Genomic DNA, 10,659 nt, shown 5'->3' on the forward strand with positions numbered 1-10,659 from the left:
GCATAGACAAAGAGGCTCCCTGCCGTTGCACCACCGCTGAGGGTAAACTCTTGGTCAGTTTTCATATTATTCGGATCAGGGGGATTGCCATAGATACGCAAGCGATCAGGGGTACCCACCTTCTTATCAGGGGTACCCACCTCCTTGGGAAGTCCCATCTTTGCGCCTTCCCCACAGGTGGAGCTCTCAGGTGCACAGGTGTTGTCAATCCCTGCATTACCGCTGAGGGAGATGTTGCCCCTGACGTAGAGTCGGACGGCGTAGTCACTGGTATCGAATTCTACTCTCTCATTGCCCCTGAGGTTAATATTGATAATTTGATCGGCCTAATAGACTTTCTCTGGATTCACCATTTGTTCCCCGGGCCGTAGGGGATCGGGGATAAAGAAGGGAATGTTGGGGTTAGGATCCACATAGGGGTAATCGCTGCTTCGAGGAAAACTACTGCTGTCTGTAATGTCTCCTATGTTATAAGCACCCTGACTATAACCCCCTGCTTTTTCCAGTGCTTGCCGAAAGTCATCGACTTGACTGGGGGGCAACCAACTGGGGAGTGTGGTCAAGGGAAGATTACCCAGTACAGAACCTCCGACTGGGTCGGGGATTTTAGGAAAGGGGGGTAGGTTAATGTTGTTGATGGCGATCGTTCCCTCGATAATTGAGTTATCGAGTGCTCCTACGGCAGTGCGCAATCCCGTTTGCGTCGGTTGGCCATTTTGACACTCGGATTGAGGGACAACACAGTTGGCCGGGTTAGTGCAGATCACATTGCCGTTGACCTTACCAAAGACATCATTGTTACCAAGGTTAATCTTTTGCGCCAACAGTCCAGGAAAGTTAGAGGGAACGCTGCGATCCGTAATCTTCATCTTTTGCCAGATGAAGGCATTGGCTGGGGAGTTATTGGGCAAGCGGCCTTCTATTAACAGGTATCCTGTTTCTGTTGGGGCATCGTAGAGATACGCAAGAATGCGGTAGTTTCCCTGAACAGGGGTGCCAATTGTGCCGCTCAGAACAATCGTATTCAGATTATCAAGGGTAAAGCAGGGGGGCGTATCAGAACCTAGGCTCGCCGCCGTCCACTCATTGACAGGGGGGACACTTCGACCCTCTGTATTGGGCTGGCCAACTTTTGTCGGATCCGTTGAGCGATCAATGAGGTAGGGTTGCGGCGGGTTAAAGTTCGTATTCGTGGCAGGGTTGTAGGTGCGGCGGAGGAGAATCTGGTAGTTGCCATTGAGTAAACCCAGCGTGCGCGCCATGCCCCCTTCGGCCACGGCAAAGGCCTGTTGGGTTTGTTTTTGCAGGCTGGCGGTACTCACATCCAGTTGCGATCGCGAAAGCAGGGTCAGGGCAACTACGATCATGATCAACCCCATGCCCAAGACCAAAGGTAGAGTAAACCCCCGCTGCCGATACCCCACCGAGGGATACCGACGTTTTAGTGAGCGCCCCCGTTTCTTCATCATTGGCCTGTCCCCTATTACCCCTACTTTTTTGTTTTACTGCAAAAACTTGGCTCTGGCTAATGCTGAGGTGGTATGCTGCCAATACCTTGATTTTTATACACACTAGGCATAGTCTAACCACAACTTGAGCGAAGTGATGTGATCTTCTTTACATCCATATTTCAACCTTAATTGGAACTTTCCCCAAAAGGTTCAAGGCTACTCCAACACAAAATGTCTAACCTCTTTTTAGGCTCAAGCACGAGCTTTATTAAACTTATTATTCTCCCCCTAAGCTTAAATAAGCTTGAATAAAACTCTCGCCAAGGAGCAACCTCTTGAGAGGATGTTGGTAGTCACACGCCAAGGCTTGGTTCAATTTGCAGCAGGCACACACCTCACTCCCTACGGAGGCACTAGCGGCATTGACCACCTTTCTAAGGATGGCCTATATCTTGCCGGTCAATGCGCAAATTCTTTCTATTTTTACTCTCGCTGTTCTTTTTGCCGATGACAACGGCAATTCCCAGTGTTGCAACCGCACTGGCTTTGGTTCTTACTGGTGTGTTCATGGCGCGATCGCTCCTAGACATTCCTTGGTCTGACCTTACTGGAGCCATTCCCGCCTTTTTGGTGATGCTGGTGATGTCCTTGAGCTACTCCATCGGTAGGGGCTAGCGGTAGGGTTTATTAGCTATCCAATCGTGCAATGGACAGCAGGCAAAGGCAAAGATGTGCATCCTGCCCTTTGGGGATTGGCGGTTATCTTTGTTGCTCACTACTTTTGGCGTTAGACAAGATCTAGGATAGGATGCTTCTGAACTGATTGGAACTACATTAGCTATGGATCTCAAATCCCTGATTCGCGATGTTCCAGACTTCCCTAAGCCGGGCATTTTGTTTCGGGATTTAACAACGCTCCTGCAAAATCAAGCGGGTCTGCGCTACGTCATTGACCAATTGGTGGAAAAACACGCTAACGATGGCATTCACTACGTGGCCGGCATCGAGTCACGGGGATTCATTTTTGGCGCTCCCTTGGCCTATCGCTTGGGAGCAGGCTTTATCCCTTTGCGCAAACCCGGTAAACTTTGTGCACCGGTCTATGCTGTGGAGTATGAACTAGAGTATGGGCGCGATCGCCTCGAAATGCACCAAGATGCCGTGCAACCGGGTCAGCGGGTATTAATTGTAGATGACGTGATTGCCACAGGGGGCACAGCAGCGGCAGCAGCGGGTCTAATCCAAAAAGCCCAAGCAGAACTCCATGGGTTTGCCTTTATTGTCGAGCTGACGGAGTTGGGGGGACGGCAAAAACTTCCCAATGTGCCGATTACTACCCTTGTAACTTATTAAGTCTGACTTAGTTAGGACGCTACCATGTCACGCGATCGCGCAAGCGTTCGAGCAACTTTGGCCCGACTCCAGGAACAGCATCTAAATCCGCTAAGGATTGAAAGGGCTTCTGCTCGCGGGCACGGATAATTTCAGCCGCCAGCTTTGGTCCGACCCCCGGTAGGGTTTGCAGTTCTGCTGCGGTGGCTGTATTCAAATTCACCCGCGCAGTAGGCGTGCTGGCAGAATTTCTGGAGGAGGGAGCAGGTCGGGTGGCAATTTTACCGCCACAGGCCCTCAACTGCTGCTGAATGCGATCCCGAATATGCTGTGGCAACCCCAGACGACTATTGCTATAGAGCCGCTCAAACTCGCGTTCGTAGTGGGCTGCTACAGTTGGATGCTCAATGACCAGCAAGAATTCATCATTGCCGCGATTGGCTGCCTCCGACCAGTTGTGGGAACCGACAATCACGATGCGCTCATCGACAACACCATACTTGTGGTGCAGCTTATCTCCCTCTGGCAGGAGGGGAGTGCCCACCGTTTGCAGGGGCTTTTGCCACGGGCGGTTACCAGCTTCGTAGTAACAATTACCTTGACGGGCTTGGGCGGTATTGGCCATCGCTACCCCCATCATATCGAGGGCTTCGCTAAAGTCGCGGTAGATAAATCCGGCGTCAATCAGGGCACGAATACTAACCCCCTGGTTGTGGTGCTCTTCGAGGAGGTCGGCCAACTGCTGATCGGAAAAGACAAAGAGAGCCATGTCAATCTTTTGGCGACTGCGGCTGAGGGTTTCCCCGATGAGGCCATTGGTGGAGGCTGACCAAGGCATAGAGGACGGGGTAGGTGAAAAGCGCACCGTGACCATGGCATCGCCCACCGCTACCCGCTGGGGTGAACGCACTGGCTTTTTCACACCAAAGCGACTGTTGAACTGACCACCAGGACCATCCCCCCACATAATGTTGAATTCCTCAGTAAATAGGCGTGCCACGGCGGGGCTATCAATCACCAAAAGGGAGTTGGCATTGCCACGGGTATCGGGACGTCCCAAGTCGCCATGGATATCACTGAGGGTAAAGTTCGCCGTTGTTGCAATCACTTGGCGATTGTCAATCACAATAAACTTGTGGTGCATCAGGAGACTGCCCTTAGAGCCATCGGCAGTGTCGTCAATCCAAGGAATTTTGGCTTCATTGAGGATAGTTTGCACGTCGCGATCGCTCAGTTCGGCGGCGCTGAGTTGGCCATCGCCATTGGTATCCACAAGCGCTTTCCAGTCGTTATAGCGCTCTCGCATCCTTGGTTCCATGGCACTCACTTGAGCAGCCGTGTAGTTTGCCCAGGGGGCTGTGTAGGTATTTTCCATCACCACGCGCACCCGTACCCCTGCCCGCTGTCGTGCTGCCAAGGCCTTTGCTAAATTTGGCAGGCGAAACTCCTGCACAGCCACATCAATAGTTTGCTGTGCCTTGGCAATCTGCTCAATCATGATTGCCTCAAGGTCTTCTCCTTCGCGGGTATAAGGGCGGTAGGGTTCTGAATAGCGGTGAGCTTGGGAGTGGTTCATGTGCACTGCAATTTGCGGATGTTGGGGGAGTGGCGCAAGGGTGGGGCGCAGAAGTGGGTGCGATCGCAATTGAGTAAACACCACAGCCGCCATCAACAGCCCCAGTAGAAATAGCAGTAGATACACACCGTGTCGCCGCCATTGAAGTTTTTGCCAAAACACGCTGACTTCCCAAATGCCTGTCCCCCAATTTTAGAGCTATCTTTTTCCCGTCAAAGTGTTCTGCGCTGCATCGGTGACCACAGCGGCTTGGTTAGGATGGAAGCGATGCTTTGGCGGATCGGTCATGATCACGGTGCTGGTGTTAAATGCTGGCTCGAGTAGCCTAAAAGCCTGTTTGTATCGGTTGGCGCCTGAAATCGCCGCAATAGCTATCGCCCCCCCCGATCCCCTTTGGCAAGGCCTCCTCGATTGGGGACAAAACCCAACTGCGGCACATCTAAAGGTGACCACTATTGACCAGCGCTACGAAGCCAACTTAACTCATCCAGAGGGCGGGATCGCAAGCCTGCGGGACTGGCTCAAAACCCTTCTAGAGACCCTCACCAGTGGCTCAACCCAGCTCCTAGAAAGCCTCGGAGAAATTACGATGATCGGTCATCGAGTGGTCCATGGCGGCAGTCGCTACCAAGCACCGGTGCGCGTAGATGCCCAGGTCAAAGCAGTCATTAGAGAATTGAGTGAATATGCCCCGCTCCACAATCCAGCCAACCTGCTAGGGATGGAATTGATGGCGGAGATTTGTCCCCAAACACCCCAAGTGGCGGTGTTTGATACGGCGTTCCATGCTCAATTGCCAGCAGTGGCGCGTACCTATGCCATTCCCTATGAACTAACAATCAGCGGCATTCAACGCTACGGCTTCCACGGCATTAGCCATCAATATGTCAGTGAACGGGCAGCAGCTCTGTTGCAGCGCCCTTTAGCAGGGTTGCGATTAATTACCTGCCACCTTGGCAATGGCTGTTCCCTCACTGCCGTCAAGGGAGGAATCTCTGTGGAGACGACAATGGGCTTTACCCCCACAGCAGGAGTCATGATGGGAACCCGTTGTGGTGATATTGATCCGGGGATTTTGCTCTATTTGTTGCGACGCGGCAAGACAATTGAAGAACTGGATCGACTAGTGAATCGCCAATCGGGATTGTTGGGGGTCTCTGGGGTCAGCAACGACCTGCGGCAGATTTTGGCGGCCATTGATCGGGGAAATACGCAAGCCCGGTTGGCCTATGACTGTTTTATTTATTCGCTACAGCGAGGCATTGCTAGCCTCCTGCCGTCGCTCGGTGGTCTAGATGCTTTGGTGTTTACAGCAGGGATTGGCGAAAATGCCCCACCTGTGCGCCGCGATGTCTGCCGCGGGCTGGGTTGGCTGGGCATTGAATTAGATAGCGCAGCTAATGAACAGGGAGCCGGCGATCGCGACCTTGCGTCGGCTGATGCCCCTGTGCGTGTGTTAGTGGTGCACACACAAGAAGATTGGGCGATCGCTCGCGCCTGTGTGAAATTTTTACATCCTCCAAACTTTGCATAGAGCCACTTTGCAAACCATACCAATGCATTGGAAAGAGTCGATGCCCATTGGTTATGATCGCCTTAGCAATAAAGGTGTTTCCATAACCCTATCGGGTAGGGCGCGGCCTTATTCTACAACTCACTCTTCACGCCATCTCGCTAATGCAAACTTGACCGTTCACTGGTGGGTGATATTGTGCTGGGAAATCTATTTGCAAAACCAAAGCAGGGCTTGGGGATTGAACTCACCCCAGAGCGGGTCAATATCGTGCAACTTCAGCGGCAAAAGCAGGGTCTGAAAATAACCGCCATGGCCTCAGTCCCGCTCAGTGAAGGCGCCATTGAAGAAGGCCGCATCATTGACACCACTGCCGTTGCCGATGCCATCCGTGAAGGAATTGAGGATAAGCGCATTAAACAAAAAGAGGTGATCAGTGCCATTCCCATGAATGAAGCAGTGATTCGCCTGATTCGCCTGCCCGCTGAACTACCCGACTATGAATTGCGGGAAGTGGTTCTCATGCAGGAAGCTCCACTGTACCTTCCCTTTCCCCGTGAAGAAGCCGATGTTGACTACCAAAAGCTAGGCACCTTCCTTGATGAAGATGGCATTGAGCGGGTGGAAATTTTGCTGGTAGGTACGCCCCGCGAAGTCACCGATGCCTACATCAATGCCTTTACCCAAGCTGGTTTGCAACTGAAAGCCCTTGAGGTGACCAACTTTGCCCTCATGCGTACCCTGCGGGATTTACTACAGCAGTTTGTGGGGGAAGCAGCAGCAATTATTGATATTGGCGATGAGGGTACAGAAATCAGCATCGTCAAGGATGGCATTCCTCAGTTTAACCGCAAAGTACCCATTGGCAAAGAGCGGATGCAAGAAGCCATTAGTCGCGCCATGAACCTGCCTCCTTCGATGGGTGTTGATCTGATTGAGAATCTGACTGTTCCCCTAGAGCCGATGGATGTGACCGGAGCACTCAACCCCACCGGTGCAGCTATTTTGCGAGTTCTCTCCGATCTAGCCGATGAAATCCGCCGCTCTATTGACTTTTACCTTAACCAAGGGGAGAGTCTGGAGGTTTCCCAGTTGCTGCTGGCAGGCCCTGGTGCCAGTATTGGTCAAGTGGATGAGTTCTTTAGTCAGCGACTCAACTATGCCACCACTTTAGTTGACCCGATTAGCTTGCTGGGACTGCAAACCCCCGAAGAGATTCCTTTGGAAAAACGCCCTGCCCTAGGCACGGTGATTGGTCTTAGTCTGCGTGGCGCTTAGGAGCACTCCTGATGTACTCAATTGAGATTAACCTCCTTAAAGAACGTCCTGCAATTGGAGACATGGCGGGTTCGGCAACGCCGGTCCAAGGGATGAGCAATGTACCGATTATTATTGGGGGCGTAGCTGCCTTCTTCTTTGTGGGTCTGGCTCTTCTTGGCTCAGTAAGTGCGAACCTCTGGCTACAACAACTAGCGAATAAACAAAAAAGCATTCAGGATCGCCTTGCAGCCATTTCTCCAGACCTGCAACGCATGGATCAAATTAAAAAAGAGCAGGAGCAAATATCAGCGGAAACCAAAGCCCTTGCCACTGTATTTAATCAGGTCAAACCTTGGTCAGCGGTGATGGCCAACATGGCGGTTCAAACGCCAGCGGAAGTGCAAATTCAGCGAATTAGCCAAGGTGGGCAAACCGGCCAAGAGCTAACGATTGAAGGCACAGCCGCCTCCTTTGATGCAGTCAGTAACTTTCTATTACTCTTGCAAAATCGTTCTCCCTTCTTTGATGGCAAGGCCACTCAGTTAGTGAAGGCTGAACGGATCAGTCAACAAAGTGAAGACAAGACAGAAGAAAAAGTCTCTTTCAGTATCAAGACTGCGATCGCCAATGTGCCGGCCTCAGAACTCCTGAAAGAACTTGCCGCCAATGGTGTTGAAGGACTGGTGGCACGCATTCAGTTTCTCAAAGAAAAAGGAGTGGTACAGCAGTGACTCTAACTGGCGATTTTGGCGGCCCCCCAATTGAAGAACCCGCACCAAGTTATCCGACGGTCTTTGGTATTACCCTGACACCCGTTGTCAGCGGGGTACTGATTGCCCTGCTAGGGCTGGGAGCAGCGGTCTATTTAGGCAGTCTTCTAATTGCCCCTAAGCTCGAGGAAGCAGCCAAGCTACAGGAGGAAATTAGCCAACAGGAAAATGACCTTTCCCAGCGGGAAGTAATCCTGAAGCAACTCAATGAGGTAGTCATAGGTTTAGAGCGCGCCAAACGAGAAAACCGTGATGTGCGATCGCTATTTGCCACTCAGGAAGCCCTAGATACCCTTCTCCTTGACCTCAACCGGCTCATCCTCAAAAGCGGCGCTCGACTTAATACCTTTGAACCCGATAGTGCAGCTTCAGGAATTGTCCAAGATGGCTCGCTTGGCCCTGAATTAAATGCCAAACTAAAAAGGCAGGCCACCAATATAACAGTTCAAGGACCATTTCCCAGCATTATCCAAATCATGCAAGAAATTGATCGGCAACAAAATTTCCTCGTCATTAACAACCTGACGATGGAAGTAGTTGCTGATAAGCCCGGTGAAGTGATTGCCACGTTTAAGCTTATGTCTTATGTCCCCCTAACCCCTGAGGAAATTGCCGCTCTGGCACCACCACCCCAAGAGGGGCAGCCCCAAGGAGGTGAGCAGCAAGGACAACCGCAACAGAAATAGTACATAGTCACTGAAGAGCTAGCGTAGAGTCTTCGGGGAGTGAGCTGCATACTCTTTTCGTAAGTTTCGTGGCATTTGTGAGGAGTTAAGTATCATGCGTCAGCTTTTACATCGTCTCGGCCTAGGGGTGACCACAACAGCCCTGATTGCTGCAAGTCAAACGCCCACTTGGGCAGCAGCCACTGAAATTACCGGCATTCGCCTTGTAACCGTTGCCAATGGTATCCAACTCCTCTTCAATGTACAGGGGAATTTACGGCCAGCGGTTTTTACCGTCAATCGCGGCAATGCCTCCATCGCAGATATTATGAATAGCCAACTGCGCCTACCCCAAGGGGGTGCCTTCCGCCAAGATAACCCTGCCCCTGGTATTTCTTCCGTCGAAGTGGTGCAACTAGACGCCAAAACTATCCGCATCACCGTGAATGGCATTAGTGCTGCCCCCATTGGTGAAGTCATTCGCGAAGGACGTGACGGCCTGCAAATTAATTTCATTACCGCTCAAGGCTCCGCTGGTCCTCAAGTTTCTCCTACCGGTCAACCCCTGGCCATGCCCCCTGGCCCTAGTGCTGTACCTCCTTTTCTACCGCGCCCAGTACCACCCCCCGTTGGGGATATGCTCATTAGTCCTATCAATGCCGACCCCGATGTCATTCAGCTAGGCACCAATCAACGGATTCCCCGCCTACTGCTGCGGGAAGCCCCAGTGCGAGAGGTTCTTTCGCTATTGGCGCGGGCAGCAAACATGAACGTTGTTTTTCCCGAAGGCAATGGGGAAGCGGGCGGTGCCAAAATCTCCCTTGATATTGAGAATGAATCTGTTCAAGATGTATTCAACTACATCTTGCGGGTCACCAACCTCAAAGCCAATCGCCAAGGCCGCACCATCTTTGTAGGACAAGACTTACCCCCCGATGCCCAAAATCGAATTGTCCGCACGATTCGCCTCAATCAATTGCGCGCCACCTTGAAAAGTACAATTAGCCGCACACTAAGTTCTTCTGCAGATACCGGTGGAACAGTCGGTGGCGGCGGTGGTTCAGCGGCTGCAACAACGGCTCAGACATCTCTGAACCGGCAACTAACTACCACGGAAAATGAAGAGCAACGGGGAGGTCTAGAAATTTTAGAAGCCTATGGTGCCAACGGCGGTAGTCAACAAGGGGGACAAGGGAGAACCCTATTAGCTGGTCTAGAGGCAGTGGCTGACTCCCGCACAAACACAATTACCCTCATTGGCCCCCCGCGCAAGGTCGAGATGGCCATCCAACTCTTGCAACAGTACGATGTCCGCAAGCGCCAAGTGATGGTCAATGTCAAGTTTATTGATGTCAATCTGTTGCGTAGTCGTAGCGCCAATAGTGACTTAATCACAAACTTTGGTAACACGTTGTGGGGGGCTATCTTTAGTGCTGAGGGATTCACCCTCCTTCGTGGAACCACACCGTCTTTGGGTGGATTAACATCTTTTCCAACACCAGATACACGAGTGGGCAATTTCCTTAGTGACTTTTTTGCCCAACTTCGGTTATCTATTGAGACAGGAAATTCTGTTGTCTTAGCCAATCCTACGCTGGTCATTCAAGAGGGAAGCGCAGCTCAAGTCAACCTAACTCAGGAGATTTTCTCTGGTATAGAATCGATTGCCCAGACAACTGGTACAGGTAGCGGTGCCGCTGTCGCAACTCAGAGGATTAGGCCGATTATTCGACCAGCGGGTGTGATCTTTAATGTTAGTGTAGAGCAAATTGATGATAACGGTTTTGTAACACTGCTATTGTCGCCAGAGGTGAGTGCACCAGCAGGTACCTATGATGTTATTTTCGCTGGTGCAGGAGGCAGCTCCACTGTTACTCTACTCTCGCAGCGGCGGATGGAGTCTGGGCGGATTCGCTTACGAGATGGCCAAACGTTGATGCTGGCGGGCATCATCCAAGATCAGGATCTCTCGCTAGTGACGAAGATACCGATTCAAGGGGACATTCCCCTGAAGGGCCGGTTGTTCCGACGGGAAAGCAACCAGCGCCAACGCAAAGAACTTGTGGTGATGGTAACACCGAAGAGTATAGAT

Annotated in this window: 9 protein-coding genes; 7 read left to right on the forward strand and 2 right to left on the reverse strand. The window is 51.7% G+C overall.

Annotated features, from left to right (window positions below):
- Positions 1-326: 326 nt before the first annotated feature.
- Positions 327-1,469, reverse strand: coding sequence for a pilus assembly PilX N-terminal domain-containing protein (locus P3X23_RS09170; RefSeq protein ID WP_300875752.1), 1,143 nt, complete (start codon positions 1,467-1,469; stop codon positions 327-329).
- Positions 1,470-1,913: 444 nt separating this feature from the next.
- On the opposite strand from P3X23_RS09170, the gene P3X23_RS09175 reads away from it, so the two are divergent.
- Both P3X23_RS09175 and P3X23_RS09180 read left to right on the forward strand, forming a co-directional pair.
- The gene (locus P3X23_RS09175) at positions 1,914-2,126 is read left to right on the forward strand and encodes a hypothetical protein (protein WP_300875755.1); all 213 of its coding nucleotides are present in this window, start codon (positions 1,914-1,916) and stop codon (positions 2,124-2,126) included.
- A gap of 165 nt (positions 2,127-2,291) precedes the next feature.
- A complete protein-coding gene (locus P3X23_RS09180; protein ID WP_300875758.1) occupies positions 2,292-2,804 on the forward strand; it encodes an adenine phosphoribosyltransferase in 513 nt (170 codons plus the stop codon).
- Positions 2,805-2,823: 19 nt separating this feature from the next.
- Here the strand turns inward: P3X23_RS09180 and P3X23_RS09185 are convergent, their stop codons facing one another.
- Entirely contained in the window at positions 2,824-4,521 is a 1,698-nt protein-coding gene (locus P3X23_RS09185) for a phospholipase D-like domain-containing protein (RefSeq protein ID WP_300875761.1), read from the reverse strand.
- 124 nt (positions 4,522-4,645) lie between these two features.
- On the opposite strand from P3X23_RS09185, the gene P3X23_RS09190 reads away from it, so the two are divergent.
- The 5 genes from P3X23_RS09190 to P3X23_RS09210 all read left to right on the forward strand — a co-directional run.
- Positions 4,646-5,893: an acetate/propionate family kinase gene (locus P3X23_RS09190; protein WP_300875763.1), complete on the forward strand. Its 1,248-nt coding sequence runs from the start codon at positions 4,646-4,648 to the stop codon at positions 5,891-5,893.
- A 177-nt stretch (positions 5,894-6,070) separates the two neighbouring features.
- Entirely contained in the window at positions 6,071-7,150 is a 1,080-nt protein-coding gene (gene pilM / locus P3X23_RS09195) for a type IV pilus biogenesis protein PilM (RefSeq protein WP_367186587.1), read from the forward strand.
- 11 nt (positions 7,151-7,161) lie between these two features.
- Complete coding sequence (locus tag P3X23_RS09200; RefSeq protein WP_300875765.1) at positions 7,162-7,863, forward strand: PilN domain-containing protein; 702 nt, start codon at positions 7,162-7,164, stop codon at positions 7,861-7,863.
- Positions 7,860-8,588 carry a pilus assembly protein PilO gene (locus P3X23_RS09205; protein WP_300875767.1) on the forward strand — a complete coding sequence of 243 codons (729 nt, stop codon included), beginning with the start codon at positions 7,860-7,862 and terminating at the stop codon, positions 8,586-8,588. Before P3X23_RS09200 ends, P3X23_RS09205 begins: the two co-directional genes overlap by 4 nt.
- A gap of 94 nt (positions 8,589-8,682) precedes the next feature.
- Positions 8,683-10,659 (forward strand): AMIN domain-containing protein (locus P3X23_RS09210; protein ID WP_300875769.1); only part of this gene is annotated, 1,977 nt, incomplete at its 3' end.

Source organism: Thermosynechococcus sp. Uc, from assembly GCF_029335995.1.
Classification (GTDB): domain Bacteria; phylum Cyanobacteriota; class Cyanobacteriia; order Thermosynechococcales; family Thermosynechococcaceae; genus Thermosynechococcus.

Coding starts and splice junctions, on each gene's coding strand:
- P3X23_RS09200 (WP_300875765.1), top strand. CDS start 7,162: ATGTACTCAATTGAGATTAACCTCCTTAAAGAACGTCCTGCAATTGGA.
- P3X23_RS09190 (WP_300875763.1), top strand. CDS start 4,646: ATGATCACGGTGCTGGTGTTAAATGCTGGCTCGAGTAGCCTAAAAGCC.
- P3X23_RS09175 (WP_300875755.1), top strand. CDS start 1,914: ATGCGCAAATTCTTTCTATTTTTACTCTCGCTGTTCTTTTTGCCGATG.
- P3X23_RS09180 (WP_300875758.1), top strand. CDS start 2,292: ATGGATCTCAAATCCCTGATTCGCGATGTTCCAGACTTCCCTAAGCCG.
- P3X23_RS09170 (WP_300875752.1), bottom strand. CDS start 1,469: ATGATGAAGAAACGGGGGCGCTCACTAAAACGTCGGTATCCCTCGGTG.